This is a genomic window from Streptomyces sp. NPDC098781 (assembly GCF_044759995.1).
Lineage (GTDB): Bacteria > Actinomycetota > Actinomycetes > Streptomycetales > Streptomycetaceae > Streptomyces.
Genome location: NZ_JBIWAK010000001.1, coordinates 1206003 through 1227812 on the forward strand (window position 1 = coordinate 1206003; position 21810 = coordinate 1227812).

Genomic DNA, 21810 nt, shown 5'->3' on the forward strand with positions numbered 1-21810 from the left:
GCACACCTCCTCTCGGCCGGCCACCCCGGGCGGCGGCGCGGGCTCGCCGCCGCGGAGATCACCGAGGCCGGTGCCTTCAACCGTGCCCGCGCACGCCGTCGCCCACCCATCCGTCGCGCAGCGGGCGACAAGACGGTCAGGAATCGAGAAGCTCCCGCCGCCGGCTCGCGCCTAGCGTGTGAGCCATGGAAACCAACACAGCCACCGCGACCACCGCGTCCCTCGCCTCCGTCACCCTCGAGGTGGCGGACACCGAGGCCGCTCACCGCTTCTACGCCGCCTTCGGGGTGGACGGCCACATCCGCCTGCGGGAATCCGAGGCGCCCTCCACCGGTTTCCGCGGCTTCACCCTCGCGCTCACGGTGTCCCGCCCGGCCACCGTCGACCACTTCCTGGACACCGCCGTGAAAGCAGGCGCCACGGTCCTGAAGCCCGCCGCGAAGTCGCTGTGGGGCTACGGCGGAGTCGTCCAGGCACCCGACGGGACGATCTGGAAGGCCGCGACCCCGGCGAAGAAGGACACCGGACCCGCCACGGCCGAGATCGACGAGATCGTCCTGCTGCTGGGCGTGGAGGACGTGAAGGCGAGCAAGCAGTTCTACGTCGGCCGGGGCCTGACCGTGGCGAGAAGCTTCGGCGGCAAGTACGCCGAGTTCGAGTCCGCCGACGGCCCCGTCAAGTTCGCGCTGTACAAGCGCCGCGGCCTGGCGAAGGACCTCGGAGTCCCCGCCGACGGCACCGGTTCGCACCGGGTGATCCTCGGCGGCACCGCGGGCGCCTTCACTGACCCGGACGGATTCGAGTGGGAGCCGGCCAAGACGCCCTGACAGGCATGGGCCCGAGCCATGCTGGACACGATCTGTGACGATCCGAATACTTTTCGGAGTCGGCGGGCGTGGGACAAGGGGCAGCACATGGACTCGGGCAGGCGTCAGTTCATCGGAAGGTTCGCGGCCGCGCTGACGGGAGTCGCCGTGCCCTTCCCGGTCCCCGACGGCCCGCTCCCGGAAGGTCATGACCGCTTCATGCGGCTCGCCGTCGCAGAGGCACGGAAGAACCCTCAGTGGCCGTTCGGCGCGGTGATCGTCCACGCCCGGACCGGCGAGATCCTGGGCAGCGGGGTCAACACCGGGGACGTCAGCCCGGTCCTGCACGGCGAGATGGTCGCGATGAACGACTACGTAAGCCGGCAGGGCAACCAGGGCTGGTCCGACACCACCCTCTACACCACCGCGGAGCCCTGCTCGATGTGCATGAGCGCGATGGCATGGGCCAATCTGCGGCGCGTCGTCTGGGGCAGCTCGATCGACGAGATCCGCCGCACCGGAGTCATCCAGATCGACCTCACCGCACGGCAGGTGGCCGCCTCGGCAAGCTCCTTCTACTCTCCGGAGCTGCTCCTGGGTGGCGTGCTCGCCCAGCACACGAACCGCCTCTTCGAGGAGGCGCAACGACTGCGCCGGGAGAGCGCCCGCCCTGAGGTCCGGGCGGGCGCAGCCGGTCTCTGAAACCGCGACTCGCCCCTACCTGTCGTTATGCTCGCTCACTGTGAGTGACCCACGGGAAGGGCGAACCGGCGAGCAGCCGGCGCAACCACCGACCGAACCGGGCGTCGCCCTGCGACTGGCCGTCGTCCTTCTGGTCGCGGCCTCCGGCGCCGTGGAGGCCATCTCCTTCGTCGCGCTGGACCATGTCTTCGCCGGCGTCATGACGAGCAACATCGCGCTGCTCGGGATGGCGATCGGCCGGGGGCAGGGGACGGGGGTCACCGCTGCGGTGCTGGCGTTGACGGGCTTCGCCGTGGGCGCGGCCGTCACCGCGGCGTTCACCCGTCGGGGCGCGAGCGTGGTCACGCATTGGTCGCCGCCGGTGATGTTCTGCCTCGTCGCCGAGGTGCTCCTGCTGACCGTGGGCGCGGGGATCTGGGCCGCCCTGGGCGGGGAGCCGGGCCATACGGCGCGTGACGTCCTTCAGTTCGGGGCCGCGGCGACGATGGGCATCCAGTCGGCGGCGATGGTGGCGGCCGGACGGGCGGCGGCCCCGACCACCTATCTCACCGGCACGCTGGCGACGTACATCGTGAAGGGCGCGGGAGCGGGCCGTCCGGATCACTGGGTGCCGGTTCGGCTGGCAGCCCTGGTGGCGGGAGCCGGGTTCTCGGTGGCGCTGCTGCGGGCGGCTCCGGAGTGGGCCGGAGTGCTTCCCGTGGCGCTGGCGGTGTGCGCCGTCGCGGCTGCCGGTGTACCGCTGATGCGACTGGGCCGTAGGTCTGTCGGTCGCTGAGGCGTCTGCCGTTTCAGGGACTCACGTTCGGAAATCCACCCCCGCGTCGATGCGGCTCACGCCTCGTCGCCCTCGGCGGATCCGATGGACCGGGCCGCGGCGAAGAGCCGTGCGCAGCGTCGGGTCATGGCCTCGGGCGACTGGTCGGGATGGTTGATCCACCAGCGGACCAGGGCGGTGCACAGCCCGCGCCAGGCGTACTTGAGGGCGTCCGCGTCGAGGGGATCGGCGGATCCGGCCGTGTGCAGCAGATCGGCGGTGCCGCTCGCGGCGAGGTCGTCGATGGCGCCCCGGTAGTACGCCGCGCGGCGGGCGGCCTCACTGTCGGGCGGGAGCGTGGCGTCGTAGAGGACGAACCATGCCTCGCGCTGCCCGTCCAGCGCGGTGAACAGGGCGTCCAGTACGCGCAGGTGGGTGGGTGGCGCGTCCTGGGCGGGTTCGGTCATCGCGGTGCGGACGGCGTTCAGCAGGCGGTCGCCGACCGGGTCGAGGCAGGTGAGGTAGAGGTCCTGCTTGCTGCCGAAGTACTGGTGCAGCAGCGGCTTGGTGACACCCACGCGTGCGGCGACCGCGGCGACGGTGGTGGCCTCGTAGCCCCGGCGGCCGAACTCCTCGGTGGCCGCGGCCAGAACCTGCCGTTCGCGTGCGGCCCTCGGCACGCCCTTGGTGCCGGCTTTGGAGGGGAGCGTTGTCATGGCCTCGATCTTACCCTAGGGTAATTTACCGTTTGGTAAGTTCCCCCTGAGCCGCTGGGAGCACCCTTGATGTCCGCCACCGCGACCGACGCCGGCACCTCCCGTACCCGCTCCTGGTGGGGTTGGGGCTATGCCGACGCCCACCCCGACGACGCCGAATGTGCCGCGATGGGCGCCCTGCTGCCGGGCACCCTGCCTCGGCCACTGCCGATACCCCGGGTCGCCGACCTCGCCATCGGGCGCCCCGGCGCCACACCTCCGCGCAGCCTGGCGCACGTGGTCACCGCCGATCCCGAAGCGCGCGCATCCCACGCCATGGGCAAGGCGTACCGGGACGTGATCCGGGCCCTGCGCGGACAGCCCGGCCGTATCCCGGACCTGGTCGCCCGCCCGACCGACGACCAGGCAGTGGCCGACCTGCTGGACTGGGCGAGTGAGCACGGCGTGGCCGTCATCCCGTTCGGCGGCGGTTCCTCGGTGGTCGGCGGTGTGGAGTACCGCGGGGACACGCACGAGGCGGTCCTCTCGCTCGACATGACCGCGATGGACCGGGTCCTGGAGGTCGACACCGCAGGCCGTTCGGCGCTCATCCAGGCGGGGGCGCTCGGTCCGGTGCTGGAGGACCAGTTGCGGCCGCACGGCCTGACCCTGCGCCACTTCCCGCAGAGCTTCGAGTTCTCCACCCTCGGCGGCTGGCTGGCCACCCGGGCCGGCGGCCACTACGCCACCGTCCACACCCACATCGACGACTTCGTGCAGTCCCTGCGGGTGGTCACGCCCGCCGGCACCGGTGCGTCCTGGCGTCTGCCGGCCTCCGGTGCCGGTCCCTCGCCCGACCGGCTCTTCCTAGGCAGCGAAGGGGCGCTCGGCGTCATCACCGAGGCATGGATGCGTGTCCGGGAACGCCCCCGGCACAAGGCCTCCGCGTCCGTGACCTTCACCGACTTCCACCGCGCGCTGGACGCCGTTCGCGCCATCGCCCAGTCCGACCTCGCCCCGGCCAACTGCCGCCTGCTCGACCCCGGGGAGGCGCTGTTGTCCGGCGCTTCGAAAGACGGCTCCAGCGTCCTGGTCCTGGGCTTCGAGTCCGCGACCGCCCCCGTCGACGACCGCCTCGCGACCGCCCTTGAGCTGGCCCGCGACCACGGTGGCCACGGCGGGACCCCGAAAGCCGACACCGACGGCAAGTCCGACGCGGCGGTGAGTGCCTGGCGCTCGGCCTTCCTTCGCATGCCCTATCTGCGTGACGGCCTGGCCCGCATGGGTGCCGTCGTCGAGACCTTCGAGACCGCCGCCACCTGGGACAGGGTTCCGGCCCTGATCGACGCCGTTCGCACCGAGGTGAGCGCCGCGGCCCTCAAGGCGACCGGCCAGCAGGCCACCGTCAACTGCCGTCTCACCCACGTCTATCCCGACGGCGCCGCCCCCTACTTCACCGTGGCCGTCGCCGGCCGCCCGGGCGACGAGGTCCAGGTCTGGGACGAGATCAAGGCCGTGGCGAGCGACGTCCTGCACCGACACCGCGCGACGATCACCCACCACCACGCCGTCGGCCGCGACCACCGCCCCGGCTACGACCGCCAGCGCCCGGCTCCCTTCGCCCTGGCACTGCACGCGGTCAAGGACGCCCTGGACCCCCACCGCATCCTCAATCCGGGCGTTTTGCTCGACTGACGGCAGGGACGACAGAAACGCAAGCCCCCATTCGCGTGAACTGTGTGTTTCTTGTGCACTACTCCGTTAGCATGATCGAACTTACGAGCGAGCATGTGCGTTCGTGCTTCGCCGGAGAGTCCGTGCTGTCCGAATCGAAGTGTGCCCCTGTCAACTACATCGAAAATATCGGCTAAAGACAATTGATAAACAGATCATCGCGGTGGTTGTCGCATACGGCGCGAATAACGCGAAAAGACCGCAGAAGCAACTTCGCCCTGCGGTGGAACCCGCGGGTGATGGGGTGGGCCGGGGTCGCCGTGGTGGCCCTCGGGTTCCTGATCGCGCTGGAGGCGGCCGCACGCCGCTACGGCGTGCCGGGACCCCTCACCAACCAGGCGCGAGAGGTGGTGTTCCCGCCCAAGTCGGGCTTCCTGCTCTACGGCAGCCTGGCCCTGACGGCGGTGGTGCTCACCTGGCGGCAACGGCTCATCGCGGCCGCCGCCGCGATCGGCATCGACGTCGTCTTCCTCCTGGCCCGGTGGGCACTCGGCGTGAAGGTGACGGAAGGCCACCCCTTCGGCAACGGCGCGCTGCTGGTGATGCTGGGCTGTGCCGTCATCGCGCTCACCCGCCGCACCGGCCGGGAACGCACCCTGCTGCTCAAGGGCGTCGGGCTGGGCCTGCTGCTCGTGGCCGGCCGTAAGACGGGCGATGCCTGGCTGCTGATCACGTCGAAGACCCGCCCGATGGTGCTGGACCAGTACGTGGCGACCGCGGACAACGCGCTCGGCAACCCGTCGTGGCTCGTGGGCCGGCTCGTCCGGGCGACCGGTCCCGTCGGCGCCCACATCCTGGACTACGTCTACGTGCAACTGGCGCTGGCCGCGGTCGCCGTAGCCCTGTACCAACTGCGGCACGTGGCGGCCGAACGCCGTTTCCCCAGCCACCACCTGGTGCGCACCTTCCTGGTGATCGGCCTGCTGGGTCCGGCCTTCTACATGATCTTCCCGGTGGTCGGTCCGGTCTTCGCCTTCGGCGACGACGGCGGCCAGTGGGCGGCGAGCAACCTGTGGCCGGAAACACCGCCACCCTTCACCACGCCCCAGCCGATGCCCTTCGACGGGATCACACCCCGCAACTGCATGCCCAGCCTGCACACGGCCTGGGCGACCGCGCTGTTCCTGCATTCCCGCAAGGGCCCGCGGGCGCTGCGATACGCGGGCACGTTCTGGCTGATCGCCACGCTCGGCGCGACCCTGGGATTCGGCTACCACTACGGCGTCGACCTCGTGGCAGGCGTCGTGTTCGCGCTCACCATCGAAACGGCTCTGCGCTCACTCGCACGCGGCTGGGACCGGTCCGGAACCCAACTGGTCGCCTACGGCACGACGGTGTTCGCCGCGCTGTTGCTGTCCTACCGCTATCTGCCGATGGAGATGGCCAGACTTCCGTGGCTGTTCGGACCGTTGCTCATCGCGGCCATGGCGTCGGTGGTCTACGGCTACCTGCGGACGACCAGGCAGTGGGAACCGAAGGCCGGTACGGCACTCCAGCCGGCGCCGCAGCCCGAACTCGTCTGACCTGCGGGGCGAGGGCGTCACGTCGTCGCAGAAGGTTGCTCCGACGGCAGCGTCGTCGCGATGTTGCTGGTGATCGCGGCAAGGGCGGCGTCCGGGCGAGGGGCGCTGTCGTCCGTGGCCCAGCAGATGTAGCCGTCCGGGCGGACGAGCAGCGCTGTGGCGCCGAGGTCGTCGCTGGATTCGGCGTGGACGAGGTCGACGCGGGGTGGCAGCGGAAGGTCGGCCGGCAGGGTTCTGGTGAGGTCCAGCAGGACCGCGTGTCCGGAGCGGAAGAGTGACGAGAGCCGGACGGCACCGGTCTCCGTGATGAGGTCGGTGTCGGGTACGCGGTGTCCGGTGAGCGAGTGGTCGCCGGGCAGGGCGTACCGCAGCGACAGGCCGGACATCAGCCCCGCGATGTGCCGGTTGGTGTCGGGCAGACGCAGCAGGTCGATGACGATGTCGCGCAGCGCGGACACGTCCTCGCTCGGGTTCGGGCCCGCCAGGACGCGTTGTGCCGAGGTGTGGTGCAGGACCTGGGCCGCGGCGGGATGGCGCTCGGTGTGGTAGCTGTCCAGGAGGCCGTCCGGCGCCCGGTCCTGGATGACCGCGGCGAGCTTCCAGCCGAGGTTGAACGCGTCCTGTATGCCGAGGTTGAGGCCCTGGCCCCCGAGGGGGGAGTGGATGTGGGCCGCGTCGCCCGCGAACAGGACACGGCCGACGCGGTAGTGCTCCAGCTGGCGGGTCGCGTCACCGAAGCGGGAGGCGTTCTCCACCGTGCCGAGGGTGGTCTCGGGGCCGTAGACGGCGGTGAGCGCGGCGGCGATCTCCTCGGGGGCGACCGGGGTGTCGCGGTCGGTGTCCGTGCGGTCCGCGTGGCCGAAGGTGATCCGGTAGCGGTCCTCGCCGAGCGGCACCAGCATCGCCCAGTAGCCGCCCGCATGCCGGGTGAGACCGCTCATGTGCCCCATCCGACGTGGCACCAGTGACGACGTGGCGGTCAGACGGATGTCGGCCAGCACCGCCTGATGCGTGCCGGGCCTGCCGGGAAACGGCAGCCCGAGCAGCTTCCGCACCGTGCTGTGCCCGCCGTCGCACGCCACCAGATGGCCGGCCTGCACCCGCAGCCCGTCCGCCGTCACGACGACACCGTCCTCGCCGGCCTCGACCCCTGTGACGGCGGTCCCGCGCAGCGAACGTGCGCCGATGCCGATCGCCTGCTTCTCCAGCACCTCCTCGACTCCCCACTGCGGGATCGCGATCGGGAACGGGTGCTCGGTCCGCCAAGGTGCGCAGTCCAACGGCACCGGCAGGGCCGCGAAATGCCCACCCACCGGATCACGCGGCACGGCCCGTTCCAGCAACGGCTCCAGCAGCCCGCGCGAGTCCAGCAGCTCAGCGGTACGCGGCTGAACACCCCCGCCCTTCACCTGCTCGATCCGCCGGTCGAGCTTCTCCAGCACCAGGGTGTCGACCCCGGCCAACGCCAGCTCGTGCGCCAGCGTCAGCCCCGTCGGGCCGGCGCCCACGACCACGACCTCGGTCTCGATCTCGGACAGCACCTTCACTCCTCTGCAACTCTCGCCTCGGAGTAAATGTATACCAGGTGCAGAAATATCCTCGGGGAAGTGATCTGCTACGGTGACGCCGTGGACGGCAAGCCAGGGCTACGGGAACGAAAGAAGCAGCGGACCCACGCGGCGATCTCCGACGCGGCGATCGCGCTGTTCCTCGAACACGGCTTCAACCAGGTCTCGGTGGCCCAGGTGGCCGAGGCGGCCGAGGTGTCCAAGCGGACGCTGTTCGCCTACTTCCCGACGAAGGAAGACCTGGTGCTGGACCGCCTCGCCGACCACGAGAGCGAGATCGCGCGCGTGGTGCGCGCCCGTCCGCCCGGCACGGCGCCTCTGACAGCCGTGCGTGAGCATTTCCTCAGGGGCCTGCGCGACCGGGACCCGATCACCGGCCTCAACGACCACCCCGCGGTGCGCAAGCTCCACCGGATGATCCTCGACGCTCCGTCCCTGGTGGCCCGGATGGAGCGCTTCAAATCCGTCGCCGAACGGGCCCTGGCGCAGGCCTTGCGGGAGACGGCGGACACCCCCGAACTCACCGCACGGATCGCCGCCGTCCAGATCGTCGGGGTCCACTGGGCCCTCGCACAGGACAACGCCGACCGCCTGGCGCACGGTGAGTCGGCGGCGGAGGCCCGGTTCGACGGGGCGGTGGCGGACGCGGAGCAGGCGTTCGCGCTGCTGGAGAACGGGTTGCGGGAACTGGCCTGAGGCGTCCTGTGGCGACGCGTGACGGTGCCGGGGTGGGGCGGCGGGAGTCTTGGGGCGCTCTGCTACTGCGGTCGCATCACGTCCAGGTCCTCGCCCCACGCGTCCAGCACCGCGCCGTGCCCGGCCCGCCGGGCATGTGCCTCGACCTGGGCGAAGAGGCAACGCTGCGCTGATGCGTCGCCCGTTCCTGAGATGCGGCCGACCTCGTCGAGCAGTCTGCGGCCGTCCCAGCCGGGAAGCGGGAAGCGCTCGAGCTCCCATGCGAGGAACTTGTTGTAGGGGCGAGGGCGGCGGTCGAGAGCGAAGAGCAGCTCCAGCAGAAGACGCATGCTGTCCGCGGCATCGAGACGAGCCGCGAGCGCGTGTCCGTCGCGGTCGTTCTTGAGCGACCGGTAAAGCGAGTTGGCGTAGGCATCGAGCCACCCACCCGCCTCCCGGAACGCTTCATCGGCGTCGAGCCGTGCCTTGGCGGCCAGGATCGTCAGGATGGCTCCGTCAAGCCGGTCGAGCAAGATCCGGGCGCGGGCGAGGGCGTACCGCTCGAAGCCCGGCATTCCGGCGGCGCGGAACTCGTCCAAGGTGAGGACGACCACGTCGAGCTCCGGCGTGCGGTACCCCGCGTACCGGGTGAGAGCCGAGGTGGCGCCCTCGGCGAGGACGACGTACAGGTCGTGATCGGAGTGTTCGGTGACCATGCCCTCATGGGCGCGGGAGCCCTTGAGGACGAGTCCGACAACCGCCGGGTCAGTGGCGGCGAGCTCGACGAAAGCGTCGTAGCCGAGGTGCTGCTGAGCAGTCATGTGCGAGGGCTCCGGTGGCGTGATCGTGGACAGGCCGGATCGGCGCCCCGGCTGACCAGGGCGCCGGAATCATCCGCGGCGGCGCGTGGCCGTCGCCCGGAGGATCAACGCACAAGCGGACTCTATGCGGTGCCCGACCGCGCGGTCCCGCGTACCGGCCGTACACGAGACGACCAGTACGCGGGTGTGACTTGAGGGTGTGGGAGAGGCCCTGCGGGGCGCCGCTGGAGATCGGTGCCGGTCAGAAGTCGGTCGGCATCCCGCTCGCCTCGGCGATGCCCCGCAGTTCCTCCGTCTGCCTGTGCCTTTCCCTGATGTAGTCGGCGATCTCGTCCAGCCGATGGGGATCGGAAGCGGTGGCCGCGTCCGTGACGATCCTGACCGGGCCGGTCTCGTCCACGTCGATCTCGATCACTTCGTTGTCCAGGCGGCCGGTGGCAGCCGTGGCGATGACGAGGGCGGCCTCGTCACGCACCTCCTGCGGCAGTTCCTCGCCGGCGCCTGACTCGACCGGAAGATCGAGGCTGGACAGGCGTTCCTCCTCGATCGCCCTGAGTATCGGCTCGACCACATCCAGCAGAAGGCGGTAGTCCTTCGTGTCCATCCGGATGCGCAGGAACTCCAGGTACAGGTCCACGGGCCGTCCGTCGCCATGCGGAATCTCGGATTCACTCATGCCCCACGGGTTTCCCGAAGAACGCGATTCAGACCCGCCGCCAGCGAGCCATGGCGAAAGAGAACACACCGAACAGCACCAGCCCGGCCGCGACGCAGACCAGCAGCCAGGGGCCCAGCGGCGTGTCGACGAAAGTACGCAGCGTGTCGTCCAGCCCCTTGGCCTGGTCGGGCTCGTAGTCGATGGCCGCGCGAACGGCGAAGACACCGGCCACCGCGAACACCAGCCCACGGGCGGCGCCGCCGGCCACACCGGTGACATCCACCACCTGCCGGGTGCGCCGGCTCATCTGCCCGAGCCTGAGCTCATCGTGGTACTTGCGCAGGACCGCCCGTACACCGATCCAGCCGCCGGCCACGACGATGCCGATCCCCGCCGCCGCGACCAACCACTGACCGGCGGGTATCTCCAGCGCCCTCGCGGTGGCGTCCCGGGACTGCTGGTCGCTGGAACCGCTGTCGCTCTGGTCCCGGCTCACCGCGAACGACAGCACCGAGTAGGCGACGAAGACGTAGAACGCGAAGCGGACGGTCGCCAGCAGCCGCTTGCGCGCGCTGCGTCCGTCCCGCCCGACGGAGCCGAAGAGCGCCTCGGACAACCGCCACAGGGCCATCCCGACCAGGCCGATGCCCAGCGCCCACAGCAGCACCGCGCCGAACGGCTGCTTCGACAGCTCCTCCAAGGCCCCACCCCGGTCGGCCTGCTCGTTCGTGTCGCCGAAGCCGATCCGCAGGGCCAGGGCACCGACGAGCAGATAGATGACGCCCCGGGCGGCGAGCCCCGCTCGTGCCGCCCACTCGATGACCGAACCCCGCGCAACCCTCCGGGCCCGCAACCGACCGGTCCATGCCGACGCACTCGTGTTCATGCCTACCTCCCGGCAATCCGGATGCCCCGGCCCGGCCGCCGCACACGCGGCCGAGTCGCAGGTGGTGACAGGCGTGTCCCACGAGGCTGCGGATGTTCGGGGGAGAGGTTCGGAGGCAGGCGACGGCCTCACTGCTGTGCCGTGCCGTGCGATGTGAACGGCGGACACCGGAGGTGTCGGTCCGGCGGCCTGGAACGCCGCGTGCCGCGTCGCCGGCGTACGTCCCGGCCGCGCTAGGCGCGCATACCGACGTACCGCACGTTCGGACCCCATTCCGCCTGCGCCCGCGCCATGCACCAGTGGCACAGCGGAGCGCCGCCGCGGCCGTATCTGTGTGTCTTGCGGTGGCACACGGCGCACGGACCGACCCGGTCTCCGCCGCAGACGAGGGCGGACGGGTCCGGCTCGGTGACCGGGGGAGGGGAGGTCGTCATCGGGTGCGCCCTGTTCGGGGTGACGGCCGTCCGTCACCGCTCTGTCAGGGTACGCCGCGAATGGCACGTTCGTTCGAGTCCGGTTGGAGTCGGTGGCGCGAGACCGGTGACATTGCCGGTCCGCGTGCGGCGGCCGGTCCCCGACAGTGGCACGGCCAGCCCCACGGCGGTGCCATCGCCGGGGCACGCGGCCGACGTCCCCACGTCATGCGTGCTCGCGGCACGGTGCCCGCCACGACAGAGAGGACGACTCGTCGTGCAGCTTCACCCCCACACCACCCCGCGTACGCATGCCTCCGGCTCTCCCCGGCGCCGCACCGGTCGACTGGCGGGTGCCGCGGCGGCGCTCGCCGCGGTCGTCGGGCTCGGGACCCTGACCAGCCCGGGAGCCCATGCGGCGGACAACCCCTACGAGCGCGGCCCGGCCCCGACCACGTCCAGCATCGAGGCGGCGCGCGGCTCGTACGCCGTGTCGCAGACGTCGGTCTCCTCGCTGTCGGTCACCGGATTCGGCGGCGGCACGATCTACTACCCGACGAGCACCAGTGACGGCACCTTCGGGGCCGTGGCCGTCTCACCCGGCTACACCGCCTACGAGTCGTCCATTGCGTGGCTCGGACCGCGCCTCGCCTCGCAGGGCTTCGTGGTGTTCACCATCGACACGCTCACCACGCTCGACCAGCCCGACTCGCGCGGCCGTCAGCTGCTGGCCGCGCTGGACTATCTCACCGAGCGCAGTTCCGTGCGCAGCCGCGTCGACGCGAGCCGCCTCGGCGTGATGGGCCACTCCATGGGCGGTGGCGGCAGCCTGGAGGCCGCCAAGTCGCGTCCCGCCCTCCAGGCGGCGATTCCGCTGACTCCGTGGAACCTCGACAAGACCTGGCCCGAGGTCACCACACCGACCCTGATCTTCGGAGCCGACGGCGACACCATCGCCCCGGTCGCCTCCCACGCCGAACCGTTCTACTCCAGCCTGTCCTCCTCGCTGGACCGGGGCTATCTGGAGCTGAACTCGGCGACCCACTTCACGCCCAACTCGTCGAACACGACGATCGCGAAGTACAGCATTTCCTGGCTCAAGCGGTTCATCGACAACGACACCCGCTACGAGCAGTTCCTCTGCCCGCTGCCCAGGCCGAGCCTGACCATCGAGGAGTACCGGGGCAACTGCCCGCACACCTCCTGACCCGGCCCCGCGCTCCGGCGCCGAGGAGACGCGTCGACGCGACGCGCCCTCCTCGGCGCCGCTGTTGTGCCGGGGCACGGCTGTGGCGGTGGGCGGCTGGGCGGGCGCACAGTCCCTTCGGCCACCGTTTCCCGTCAACACGCAGGTGACGCCACCGATTTGGGCGTCGAGGGCGGTGGACCTCGGCCTTCCGGTCCTCGTTACGCGTAAGTAACGTCCCGGAGATGACCGGAGACAGGAGCAGTGTGCGGACGGCTCCGCGCCAACGGAGCCGGGACGGAGACGACAGTGCCGGGTCGGTCGTGGTCGACCGGGGGCATCTCGAACTCGCGCGTGGCAGACGGCAGTTGTTCGACGGGCCGGTGGGCGACGCCCGTGCGTCCCTGCTGCTGGCCGAGTCCCTGCTGGCCGCCGGCGCCCCCGAACAGGCCGAGGCCGCCCGCCTCTGCGCGGCCGACGCCGCCTGGGCGGCCGGGGACATCGCGGCCTGCCTGGGCACGCTGAACGGCACGGACGGCGCCGGGCACGCCGCGGGGTACGCAGGGCCGGACATCGCCGGCACCGAGAGAGCCACCGTCGCTTCCGTCCCCGTACCGGATGTCGACCGTACGCCCACGTCCGAAGCCACGACGCCGGCCGCCGTCCTGGACGAGGACGGCCCGCCGGATCCGGGCTGGGCCCGCGACGAATTCGTGCGGGACTACCGCGACGGCATGCGGGCGCTGCTGACCCGGCGTCCGGAACTCGCCGTCGAGCCGCTGCGCCGGGTGCTGGACCGCGCGCGCACCGACGCACGCCCCGAGCGGCTGCTGCGCGCCGCGTCGGCCGCCCTGCTGCTCGGGGACGTCCGCGCGGCCCGCGCCGCCGGAGCCCGCGCCCTCGCGGCGGCCCGCAACGCCGACTGTCCCGCGTTCCAGGCCCGGGCCCTGGAATACCTGGCCTACGGCGAACTGCGCGCCGGCCGCCATGCGCAGGCGCGCGGCCACGCCGAGGAGGGCGTCCGGGTCGCGCTGGCGGCCGGTCACCGCAACACGGCGGCGAGTCACCACGCGATGCTCGCCCTGGCGGCCTCGATCGAGGGGGAGACCGGCGCGGTCGAGGCGCACGCCTCCGCCGCCCTGACCACGGCCCGCCGCCATGGCCTGGCCCAGGCCGCGACCCTGGCCGAGTGGGCCGTCGCCCGCGCCGACCTGGCCCGTGGGCGTCCGGTGGACGCCGCCGACCGGCTCGGACCGCTCGTGGCGCCCGGCGCAGGGCGCGGCCACTTCGCCGTGTGGATGCTCGCCGTGCCCTGCTTCGTGGAGGCCGCGGTGCTCGCCGGGCACCCGGAGGCGGCACGGTCGGTCCTGAGCGACCTCGCCTTGTGGGCGGCTTTCGGCGCCGACCCGCACGCCCCGGCCCAACTCGCGCGCTGCCGCGCCCTGCTCGCGCCGGGCGACCGAGCCGACGCCCTCTACCTGCGGGCGCTCGCCCTGCACGACGACTCGGGCGGCGACTTCGAACGCGCCCGTACGGAACTCCTGTACGGCCGGTGGCTGCGACGCCGGCGCCGGCTGCGGGAGGCACGGAGCCGGCTCGGCGCCGCCCTGGTCGGCTTCGAGCGCTGCGGCTCCGGTGCCTGGGCCGACCAGACGCGCGGCGAACTGCGCGCCAACGGGGCCGTGTCCAGGACGGAGGCGGCCGGCGGCCTGTCGCGGCTGACCCCGCAACAACTGCGCATCGCACGGCATGTGGCCGACGGCGCCACCAACCGCGAGGTCGCCCAGCGGCTGGCCGTCAGCACCCGCACGGTCGACTACCACCTGCGCAACGTCTTCGCTGCCCTCGGCGTACGCTCCCGCGTCGAACTCGCCCGCATGGTCGACCAGGAGACCCGCTGAACCCCCGCCCGGCCGAGCCGGGTTCCCGAGCCCACGGGAGGACCCCAGTGGTACGCACGGAAGAATGCCGCTGCACACCCCTAGGGACCGACCGGACGGTATGCCATCCTTCGGAGCAGGACGAGTCGGGTGGCGGCCGCCGCATCAGCAGCGCACCCCGCCGGACCCCGCTCAGTCGGCCCGGCGCCGGGGCGGGGCCGGGAAGCCGAGGTTGGGGGAGGGACCGCGATGCATCCTGCCGTACGGACCCGCACGACGATCCGCACCGGGCCGAAGCCCGTTCCACAGCCCCGGACACGCCGCGTCCGGTCGCTGATCGACGCCGACGCGCTGCGGGCCCTGCACCGGGCGGCCCGCGTCCTGCTGGACGACCTGCCGGAGCTGACCGACCGTCTGCTGGCGGTCCTGAGCGAGCAGGAACCGGCGTACCGGACCGCCCTGGAGAACGACCGCACCGCCACCTGGGAGGAGGTGCACCGCTCGCTGCGGCACAGCGTGGCCTCGCTCCTCGACCCCCGCGGCACCCGCGACGCCGCCCAGCGCTGCACCTGGCGGATCGGCATCGCCAGGGCCGAGCAGGGGGTGCCGCTGGACGCCCTGCTGCACGCGTTCCGGCTGGGCGGGTCCCTGGTGTGGCAGCGGCTGGTGGAGGAGACCTCCCGCACGGCGCCCGAGGACATCCGGCTCCTGGTGCATGTGGCCACCGACGTGTGGAACTTCGTCGACGAGCATTGCAGCCTCGTGGCCGACGCCTACCGGCAGGCCGAACGGCAGCTGGCCTGGCGCCGCGAGAACCGGGTACGGCTGCTCGCGGCGGCCCTCCTGGACGGCACCAGCCGGATCGCCGATCTGCCCGAGACCGCCGAGGGACTGCGCCTGCCGGAGCACGGCCGGTACGTCGTCGTCGCGGTCACCGGCAGCCGGCCGCAGCTCCCCACGGGCGTCCGCGCCGCCGCCGTACCACCCGGCGCGAGTCTGTACTGGCACTCAGGAGTGGAAGTGGACTACGGCATCGTCCTGGTCGGCGACGAAGGGGACGGCGAGGACGACCGCGACCCCGTGGAAGCGCTGGGCCTGACCTCCGACGGTACGTCCGCCGACCGGATCGGCGTCGGCAGCGCCGTGTCGGGACTGGCCGCGGTGGGCGACGCCCGGCGCCTGGCCGACCTGGCCCTGAACATCTGCCCGCCCGAAGGCGGCACCGTCCGGCTCACCGAGCACCTGCCCGAGGCCCTGGTGGTCTCCTGCCCGGAGCTGGGCGCGACGCTCACCGAGCAGGTTCTCGGCCCCCTGCTACGGCTGGACCCGGCCGACCGGGACGTACTGCTGGACACCCTGGCCGCCTGGTTCGTCTGCGACGGCTCCGCCCAGCGTGCCGGTGAGCGCCTGTACTGCCATCGCAACACCGTCCTGAACCGGCTGCGCCGCTGCGAGCAGCTCACCGGCCGCTCCCTGGCCCGCCCGGTGGACGTGGTGCAGATCGGCCTGGCCCTGACGGCACGGCGGCTGCTGCGCGGCTGACCAGGCCTTTCGCCGGCTCGGGTGGGCGCCGCACACCCGTCGGAGATGCGTGTGACCGGTCCCGGTGGTGCACTCGGGGTGGGGGACCGGTCGGCGGGAGGCGCCATGACTGGCAGGCGAACGCGGCGTGGACCCGTCCCGCACCTGCGGCGGCCCTGGGTCCGCCTCGGCCTGATGGCCCGGATCAACGCGGTGGCCTCCAGGGTGTTCTCCTTCGGCGTGCGGCGCGAGGTCCGGCGGTTGCCCGAGGTGTTGCTGGAGGGCGAGACGGTGGAGATGCTCGCCACCGGGAGCTACGGCAGAGGCAACGGGCTGCTGGCGATGACGGATCAGCGGTTGGTCTTCTACTCCCACGGCGTGTTGTCGCAGAAGGTGGAGGACTTCCCGTACAGCCGCATCAGCTCGGTGCAGTGGTCGGGCGGACTGCTGATGGGGACGCTGAGTGTGATCGCGTCCGGCGACCGGACCGAGATCGGGCAGGTGCCGAGGGAGCAGGGGAAGGCACTCGCGGATCTGCTCGGGCAACGCCTTTCGGCCACCGCCGCGGGGCGGAGCGAGGTACGGCCCGCGCCGGTGCTCGGGTCGGCCGATCACATCGCCGCACGCCTGGGAACCCTGGACCAGTTGCGCGCGGCCGGCGCCATCACGGATCACGAGTACCGGGACCGCCGCAACACCATCCTGCACAGCCTGTAGGGGCGGCTTCGAGCGCAGGCCTCACCGTGGTCGTCGAGTCAGCCCGCCCCGGCCTCTGCTGATCCGCGTCCCGGCTGCTCCCGGCACTTCCCCTGGGCAGCCGCACAACCCCCGGCCGCCCCCGTTGGGACCACGCAGCGACCTGGCCCGAACACCTGTACCGCGCTCCCGCGCCCGTGCTGTCGTGGGCTGCCCTTCCCCCCGACGCAGCCGTGCCCGACGGCACGGATCCGAGGAGACGTGATGCCCCAAGCACCACCGGACGAAGAGCCCGCCCTGTACGTCGAGGGCCTCGACGTGACCTACGGCCGCGCCCTGTCCGCCCTTCGTTCCGTGTCCCTGACCGTCCCGCACGGCACGGTCGTCACCCTGCTCGGCGCCAACGGCGCGGGCAAGACGACGTTGCTGCGGGCGGTCTCGGGCACCCTGCGCCTGCACCGCGGTGCGATCACGGCCGGTCGCGTCCGCTACGGAACCACGGAACTCGACGGCCGGGACCCGGTCGCCGCGGTGCGCGCCGGAGTGGTCCAGGTCCCCGAGGGGCGCCGGGTCTTCGCCGGGCTCACCGTCGACGAGAACCTGCGCACCGGCGGCCTCGGCCTCGGGCGGCGCCGCCCGGGCCAGGTCGCCGAGGCCAGGGACCGGGTGCTCGCTCTCTTCCCGCGGCTGGCCGAGCGCACCCGGCAGGCCGCCGGGCTGCTCTCCGGCGGCGAGCAGCAGATGCTCGCCATCGGCCGCGCCCTGATGGCCCACCCGCGCCTGCTCCTGCTCGACGAGCCGTCGCTGGGCCTGGCCCCGCAGATGGTCCAGCGGATCGCCGAGGTCGTCCGCGAGATCAACACCCAGGGCACCTCCGTGCTGCTGGTCGAGCAGAACGCCGGCATGGCGCTGTCCCTCGCCGACACCGCCCACGTCCTGGAGGTCGGCGAGGTCCGCCTCTCCGGGCGCGCCGACGAACTCGCCCGCACCGACGCCGTACGCCGCCTGTACCTGGGCGAGACGACCGAGGACGCGAAGACGGGCGAGGCCACAACGAACCGCGGGGCCACCGAGGCCGCCGGGACCACCGAGGGGCAGGTATCCGCGTGACCGTCCGCACCACCGCACCGCCCGAGCTCGCCGTGACGGACGTGACCGTCAGGTTCGCCGGGCTCACCGCCCTGGACGCGGTGTCCTTCACCGTCGCCCCGGGCTCCGTCCACGCCCTCATCGGACCCAACGGAGCCGGCAAGTCCACCTGCTTCAACGTGCTGTCGGGGCTGTGCCGCCCGGCCACGGGCACCGTACGCCTCGGTGACGCGGACCTGACCCGGCTCGCCCCGCACCGCATCGCCGCCCTCGGTGTCGCCCGCACCTTCCAGAACATCGTCACCACCCAGGGCACGGTCGCCGACAACCTGATGCTCGGCCGTCACGCCCTGTCCCGCGCCGGGTTCGCCGCCAGCGCGCTGCGCCTGCCGCACGCGCGACGCGAACAGCGTGACCACCTCGCCCGGGCCCGTGAGATCGCCGAACTGACCGGTCTCGTCGGGCACTTCGACAGCCCCGTCGCCCTGCTCTCCTACGGCGACCGCAAGCGCGTGGAGTTCGCCCGCGCCCTGTGCCTGGAGCCCAGCGTCCTGCTGCTGGACGAGCCGGTCGCCGGGATGAACGCGGCCGAACGCGCCCGCACGGCCGAGGTCGTGCACACCGTACGCGCCGAACTCGGCCTGTCCGTCGTGCTGGTCGAGCACGACATGGGCCTGGTGATGCGGCTCGCCGACGAGGTCACCGTCCTCGACTTCGGCCGGGTCATCGCGCACGGCACCCCGGACGAGGTACGCGGCGACCGCGAAGTGCTGCGCGCCTACCTCGGCACCGGCGCCGAAGAGGAGGACGCGGCATGACGACCCTCCTGGACAACATCTTCAACGGCCTCGCCCTCGGCGCGGTCTACGCCCTCGTCGCCCTCGGCTTCGTCATCATCTTCAAGGCCTCCGGCGTCATGAACTTCGCCCACGGCTCGCTGCTCCTGCTCGGCGGCTACCTCACCGCCGTACTCCACGACGACCTCGGCTTCGCCGGCGCTCTCGCCGTGTCCGTCCTGGTCACCGCGGCCGTGGCCGGCGCCATGGACCGCTTCCTGCTCCAGGCCGGCGGGGGAGCGGACCCGCACGCCGCCCATGTGCAGACCATCGTCACCATCGGCGTCGACATCGTCATCCTCACCGACCTGTCCCGACGCATCGGCGGCGACCTGCTCACCCTCGGCGACCCCTGGGGCGACTCGGTCACCGGGCTCGGGCCGGTGACCGTCGCGGACAGCCGGATCGCCGCGATCGTCGTCTCCACCGTGGTCATCGCCGGTGTCTTCGCCCTGTTCCGGTACACCTCCTGGGGCCTGTCGCTGCGCGCCTCGGCCGAGGACGTCGAGGCGGCCGCCCTGATGGGCGTACGACTGGTCCGGGTACGCACCCTCGCCTGGTGCCTGGCCGGAGCGCTCGCGGCCCTGGCGGCGGTCTTCCTCGCCGCGTTCCCCGCGCCCGGCCTGGAGCGTACGACCGGACAGATCGCGCTCAAGGCGTTCCCGGCGGCGATCCTCGGCGGAATGGCCTCGCCGCCCGGCGCCCTCGCGGGCAGCCTGCTGATCGGCCTCACCGAGGCGCTCGTCGCCGGCTACCAGTCCGATCTGCACCTTCTCGGCGAGGGGTTCGGCGACGTCGCTCCCTACGCGGTGATGGTCCTGGTGCTGCTGGTGCGGCCCACCGGGCTGTTCGGCGGAAAGGCGGCGGTCCGTGTCTGAGCGACTCTCCCGGGCCCGCGCCGTCCGCCTCGGCTGGACCTTCGCGGCCGTCACCGTCCTGTGCGCGCTGCCCTTCTACCTCGACGCGTTCTGGCTGCGCATCGGCCTGTTCTCGATGGCGGCCGCCGTCGGCGCGGTGGGCCTGGGCCTGCTGGCCGGCACGGCGGGTCAACTCTCCCTCGGCCATGCCTTCTTCCTGGCCGTCGGCGCCTACGGCTACGTATGGCTGGCCGGTGAGCCGGGCCCCGGGCTGCCGACCGCAGTGGCCGCCGTACTCGCCGTGCTCCTCGCCGGGGCGGCGGGCGGGCTGTTCAGTCCGGTCGCCGGCCGGGTGCGCGGCATCTACCTCGGCGTCGCCACCCTGGCCCTGGTCTTCCTCGGGCACCATGTCCTGCTCACCGCCGACTCCGTCACCGGCGGATTCAACGGCCGCTCGGTGCCACCGCTGGACGTCGGCGGGTTCTCGTTCTCCGCGGACTCCGAACTGGTCCTGCTGGGTGTGCCGTTCGGCGCCGAGGAACGGCTGTGGTACCTGGGGCTCGCCCTGTTCGCGGTCACCTGGTTCACCGCCCGCGGACTGCTCCGCGGCCGCCCCGGACGCGCCCTGGTCGCGCTGCGCGACAGCGAGACCGCCGCCGCGGTCATGGGCGTCGACGTCTCCCGCTACCGCTCGGCCGCCTTCGTGGTCTCGTCCATGTACGCGGGCCTGGCCGGGGTGATGCTCGCGCTCTCCTTCCGCCGCGTGGTGCCCGACTACTTCGGCCTCGTGCTGTCGGTCGACTACCTCGCCATGATCGTCATCGGCGGACTCGGATCGGTGGCCGGAGCCACCGCGGGCGCCGTCTTCGTCACGGCGCTGCCCCTGCTGATGACCCGCTACGCCGACCAACTGCCGCTGGTCGCCGCCCCCGGCACCACCGACGGCACGGTCGGCCCCACCGAGGCGGCCCGCTACCTCTACGGAGCGGCGATCGTCCTGATCCTGCTCTTCGCCCCCGACGGCCTGCACGGCCTGGTCCGCCGCCTGCGCGCACGGCTGCGCACCCGTCGGGCCGGCCCACCAGCCGCTCCCCCTACCTCCCCGTCCCGACCACCAGCGTCAGCCGTACGAGCCAAGGAGCCCACCCCGTGAAGCCCACGCACGACCACCCGCACCGCTCCGCCCCGCGCACCAGGACGCTTCTGGCCGTGGCCCTCGCGGCCCTGCTGCTCGCGGGCACCGGATGCAGCTCCAAGGCCAACTCCTCCGGGAGCGCGGACGACGGCGCCGACGGCGTCAAGACCGGTCCAGGGGTGACCGACAAGGCCATCAAACTCGGCGCCCTGACGGACCTCACCGGCCCGTACGCGACCCTCGGCAAGAGCATCGTGCAGGCCCAGCAGATGTGGGCCGACGAGGTCAACGCCAAGGGCGGCATCTGCGACCGGCGCGTCGAGATCGTCGTCAAGGACCACGGCTACGACGTGCAGAAGGCCGTCACCGCCTACGCGGACATCTCCGCGGACGTCGTGGCGCTGCCCCAGGTCATCGGTTCGCCCGTGATGGCCGCGCTGCTCGACGACATCGAGCGCGACCAGGTGCTGACCTTCCCGCAGGCCTGGGCCGCCTCCCTGCTCGACCGGGAGTCCGTGCAGGTCCTGGGCACCACCTATGACATCGACATGATCGCCGCGGTCGACTTTCTCACCCGGACCAAGGGCCTGACGAAGGGTGACACGATCGGTCACGTCTACTTCGAGGGGGACTACGGCGCGAACGCCCTCGAAGGCTCGCAATGGGCCGGGAAGAAGGCGGGGTTGAAGGTCGTCGGCCAGAAGATCAAGGCCACCGACACCGACCTGTCCGCGCAGGTCTCGGCGCTGCGCAAGGAGGGCGTGAAGGCCATCCTGATCAGCGCGGGCCCCGCCCAGACCGCCTCGCTGGTCGGAGTCGCGGCCTCGCGCGGCCTGAAGGTGCCCGTCGTCAGCAGCGCCCCCGGATACGCCCCGCAGTTGATGAAGACGCCGGCCGCGCCCGCCCTCACCGCCATGCTGAACGTGGTCAGTGCCGCGCCCGCGGTCAGCTCCGACCTCGACGGGGTGCGCAAGATGGTCGCCTCGTACCAGAAGAAGTACCCGGACTCCCTCGTCGACTCCGGCGTGCTCTCCGGCTACAACGCCGCCCAACTGATGGGCGCCGACCTGAAGAAGGCCTGCGAGAAGGGCAGCCTCGCGCGCGAGGACGTGGTCAAGGCTCACCGTTCCCAGTCCAACGTCGACGTCGGTCTCGGTACCGCACAGAACTTCTCCGACAAGGCGCAGCCCGCGAGCACCTCGACCTACGTGCACAAGCCGGACGCCAAGGCGGTCGGTGCCGCGGTGAACGTGGAGGAAGCGCACACCGCGCCCGGTGTGGAGGAGTACCTCGCCTCCCGGACCTCCTGACCCCGGGTAATTCCCCCGACACGTCGGCCGGGCCGCGGCATCATCGCCGCGGCCCGGCCGCTTGA

The 21810-nt window shown here is 72.0% G+C and carries 20 protein-coding genes and 1 pseudogene; 15 read left to right on the forward strand and 6 right to left on the reverse strand.

Features of this window, described 5'->3' with window-relative positions; genetic code table 11:
- Positions 1-185 precede the first annotated feature (185 nt).
- The 3 genes from ACIQWG_RS05195 (at position 186) to ACIQWG_RS05205 (ending at position 2283) form a co-directional block, all read left to right on the forward strand.
- Positions 186-827 carry a glyoxalase gene (locus ACIQWG_RS05195; RefSeq protein ID WP_404090334.1) on the forward strand — a complete coding sequence of 214 codons (642 nt, stop codon included), beginning with the start codon at positions 186-188 and terminating at the stop codon, positions 825-827.
- 87 nt (positions 828-914) lie between these two features.
- Positions 915-1508, forward strand: coding sequence for a nucleoside deaminase (locus ACIQWG_RS05200; RefSeq protein ID WP_404090337.1), 594 nt, complete (start codon positions 915-917; stop codon positions 1506-1508).
- A gap of 40 nt (positions 1509-1548) precedes the next feature.
- The gene (locus tag ACIQWG_RS05205) at positions 1549-2283 is read left to right on the forward strand and encodes a YoaK family protein (RefSeq protein WP_404090339.1); all 735 of its coding nucleotides are present in this window, start codon (positions 1549-1551) and stop codon (positions 2281-2283) included.
- 56 nt (positions 2284-2339) lie between these two features.
- On the opposite strand, the gene ACIQWG_RS05210 is transcribed toward ACIQWG_RS05205, so the two are convergent.
- On the reverse strand, positions 2340-2978 hold the full coding sequence (locus ACIQWG_RS05210; RefSeq protein WP_404090342.1) for a TetR/AcrR family transcriptional regulator: 639 nt from the start codon (positions 2976-2978) through the stop codon (positions 2340-2342).
- Between the two features lie 69 nt (positions 2979-3047).
- Between ACIQWG_RS05210 and ACIQWG_RS05215 the strand changes: the two genes are divergently transcribed.
- Positions 3048-4652 carry an FAD-binding oxidoreductase gene (locus tag ACIQWG_RS05215; protein WP_404090344.1) on the forward strand — a complete coding sequence of 535 codons (1605 nt, stop codon included), beginning with the start codon at positions 3048-3050 and terminating at the stop codon, positions 4650-4652.
- 278 nt (positions 4653-4930) lie between these two features.
- The gene (locus ACIQWG_RS05220; RefSeq protein WP_404090346.1) at positions 4931-6214 is read left to right on the forward strand and encodes a phosphatase PAP2 family protein; all 1284 of its coding nucleotides are present in this window, start codon (positions 4931-4933) and stop codon (positions 6212-6214) included.
- 17 nt (positions 6215-6231) lie between these two features.
- On the opposite strand, the gene ACIQWG_RS05225 is transcribed toward ACIQWG_RS05220, so the two are convergent.
- Positions 6232-7755, reverse strand: a complete 1524-nt coding sequence (locus ACIQWG_RS05225) for an FAD-dependent monooxygenase (RefSeq protein WP_404090349.1) — start codon at positions 7753-7755, stop codon at positions 6232-6234.
- Between the two features lie 87 nt (positions 7756-7842).
- On the opposite strand from ACIQWG_RS05225, the gene ACIQWG_RS05230 reads away from it, so the two are divergent.
- On the forward strand, positions 7843-8478 hold the full coding sequence (locus ACIQWG_RS05230) for a TetR/AcrR family transcriptional regulator (protein WP_404090352.1): 636 nt from the start codon (positions 7843-7845) through the stop codon (positions 8476-8478).
- 62 nt (positions 8479-8540) lie between these two features.
- Here the strand turns inward: ACIQWG_RS05230 and ACIQWG_RS05235 are convergent, their stop codons facing one another.
- The 4 genes from ACIQWG_RS05235 to ACIQWG_RS05250 form a co-directional block, all read right to left on the reverse strand.
- The gene (locus ACIQWG_RS05235; RefSeq protein WP_404090355.1) at positions 8541-9278 is read right to left on the reverse strand and encodes a hypothetical protein; all 738 of its coding nucleotides are present in this window, start codon (positions 9276-9278) and stop codon (positions 8541-8543) included.
- 241 nt (positions 9279-9519) lie between these two features.
- Complete coding sequence (locus tag ACIQWG_RS05240; RefSeq protein ID WP_404090358.1) at positions 9520-9954, reverse strand: hypothetical protein; 435 nt, start codon at positions 9952-9954, stop codon at positions 9520-9522.
- Between the two features lie 28 nt (positions 9955-9982).
- A complete protein-coding gene (locus ACIQWG_RS05245) occupies positions 9983-10822 on the reverse strand; it encodes a DUF1206 domain-containing protein (protein WP_404090360.1) in 840 nt (279 codons plus the stop codon).
- A gap of 233 nt (positions 10823-11055) precedes the next feature.
- Positions 11056-11256, reverse strand: coding sequence for a hypothetical protein (locus ACIQWG_RS05250; RefSeq protein ID WP_404090363.1), 201 nt, complete (start codon positions 11254-11256; stop codon positions 11056-11058).
- A 256-nt stretch (positions 11257-11512) separates the two neighbouring features.
- Here ACIQWG_RS05250 and ACIQWG_RS05255 point away from each other — a divergent pair, with 256 nt between their 5' ends.
- The 9 genes and pseudogenes from ACIQWG_RS05255 to ACIQWG_RS05295 all read left to right on the forward strand — a co-directional run bounded on the left by ACIQWG_RS05255 (position 11513) and on the right by ACIQWG_RS05295 (position 21745).
- Positions 11513-12442, forward strand: coding sequence for an alpha/beta hydrolase (locus tag ACIQWG_RS05255; protein WP_404090366.1), 930 nt, complete (start codon positions 11513-11515; stop codon positions 12440-12442).
- Positions 12443-12744: 302 nt separating this feature from the next.
- Positions 12745-14322 (forward strand): annotated as a pseudogene (locus ACIQWG_RS05260) (LuxR C-terminal-related transcriptional regulator); the annotation flags it as partial.
- A 228-nt stretch (positions 14323-14550) separates the two neighbouring features.
- Entirely contained in the window at positions 14551-15843 is a 1293-nt protein-coding gene (locus ACIQWG_RS05265) for a helix-turn-helix domain-containing protein (RefSeq protein ID WP_404090368.1), read from the forward strand.
- A gap of 105 nt (positions 15844-15948) precedes the next feature.
- The gene (locus ACIQWG_RS05270) at positions 15949-16539 is read left to right on the forward strand and encodes a PH domain-containing protein (RefSeq protein WP_404090371.1); all 591 of its coding nucleotides are present in this window, start codon (positions 15949-15951) and stop codon (positions 16537-16539) included.
- A gap of 243 nt (positions 16540-16782) precedes the next feature.
- The gene (locus ACIQWG_RS05275; protein ID WP_404090374.1) at positions 16783-17628 is read left to right on the forward strand and encodes an ABC transporter ATP-binding protein; all 846 of its coding nucleotides are present in this window, start codon (positions 16783-16785) and stop codon (positions 17626-17628) included.
- Positions 17625-18425, forward strand: a complete 801-nt coding sequence (locus ACIQWG_RS05280; protein ID WP_404090377.1) for an ABC transporter ATP-binding protein — start codon at positions 17625-17627, stop codon at positions 18423-18425. The genes ACIQWG_RS05275 and ACIQWG_RS05280 overlap by 4 nt, the downstream gene beginning before the upstream one ends.
- On the forward strand, positions 18422-19321 hold the full coding sequence (locus ACIQWG_RS05285) for a branched-chain amino acid ABC transporter permease (RefSeq protein WP_404090380.1): 900 nt from the start codon (positions 18422-18424) through the stop codon (positions 19319-19321). Before ACIQWG_RS05280 ends, ACIQWG_RS05285 begins: the two co-directional genes overlap by 4 nt.
- On the forward strand, positions 19314-20453 hold the full coding sequence (locus ACIQWG_RS05290; protein WP_404090382.1) for a branched-chain amino acid ABC transporter permease: 1140 nt from the start codon (positions 19314-19316) through the stop codon (positions 20451-20453). The genes ACIQWG_RS05285 and ACIQWG_RS05290 overlap by 8 nt, the downstream gene beginning before the upstream one ends.
- Positions 20450-21745, forward strand: a complete 1296-nt coding sequence (locus tag ACIQWG_RS05295; RefSeq protein WP_404090384.1) for an ABC transporter substrate-binding protein — start codon at positions 20450-20452, stop codon at positions 21743-21745. The genes ACIQWG_RS05290 and ACIQWG_RS05295 overlap by 4 nt, the downstream gene beginning before the upstream one ends.
- Positions 21746-21810: the final 65 nt, after the last annotated feature.

Coding starts and splice junctions, on each gene's coding strand:
- ACIQWG_RS05195 (WP_404090334.1), top strand. CDS start 186: ATGGAAACCAACACAGCCACCGCGACCACCGCGTCCCTCGCCTCCGTC.
- ACIQWG_RS05200 (WP_404090337.1), top strand. CDS start 915: ATGGACTCGGGCAGGCGTCAGTTCATCGGAAGGTTCGCGGCCGCGCTG.
- ACIQWG_RS05210 (WP_404090342.1), bottom strand. CDS start 2,978: ATGACAACGCTCCCCTCCAAAGCCGGCACCAAGGGCGTGCCGAGGGCC.
- ACIQWG_RS05215 (WP_404090344.1), top strand. CDS start 3,048: ATGTCCGCCACCGCGACCGACGCCGGCACCTCCCGTACCCGCTCCTGG.
- ACIQWG_RS05220 (WP_404090346.1), top strand. CDS start 4,931: ATGGGGTGGGCCGGGGTCGCCGTGGTGGCCCTCGGGTTCCTGATCGCG.
- ACIQWG_RS05235 (WP_404090355.1), bottom strand. CDS start 9,278: ATGACTGCTCAGCAGCACCTCGGCTACGACGCTTTCGTCGAGCTCGCC.
- ACIQWG_RS05240 (WP_404090358.1), bottom strand. CDS start 9,954: ATGAGTGAATCCGAGATTCCGCATGGCGACGGACGGCCCGTGGACCTG.
- ACIQWG_RS05245 (WP_404090360.1), bottom strand. CDS start 10,822: ATGAACACGAGTGCGTCGGCATGGACCGGTCGGTTGCGGGCCCGGAGG.
- ACIQWG_RS05250 (WP_404090363.1), bottom strand. CDS start 11,256: ATGACGACCTCCCCTCCCCCGGTCACCGAGCCGGACCCGTCCGCCCTC.
- ACIQWG_RS05265 (WP_404090368.1), top strand. CDS start 14,551: ATGCATCCTGCCGTACGGACCCGCACGACGATCCGCACCGGGCCGAAG.
- ACIQWG_RS05270 (WP_404090371.1), top strand. CDS start 15,949: ATGACTGGCAGGCGAACGCGGCGTGGACCCGTCCCGCACCTGCGGCGG.
- ACIQWG_RS05275 (WP_404090374.1), top strand. CDS start 16,783: ATGCCCCAAGCACCACCGGACGAAGAGCCCGCCCTGTACGTCGAGGGC.
- ACIQWG_RS05285 (WP_404090380.1), top strand. CDS start 18,422: ATGACGACCCTCCTGGACAACATCTTCAACGGCCTCGCCCTCGGCGCG.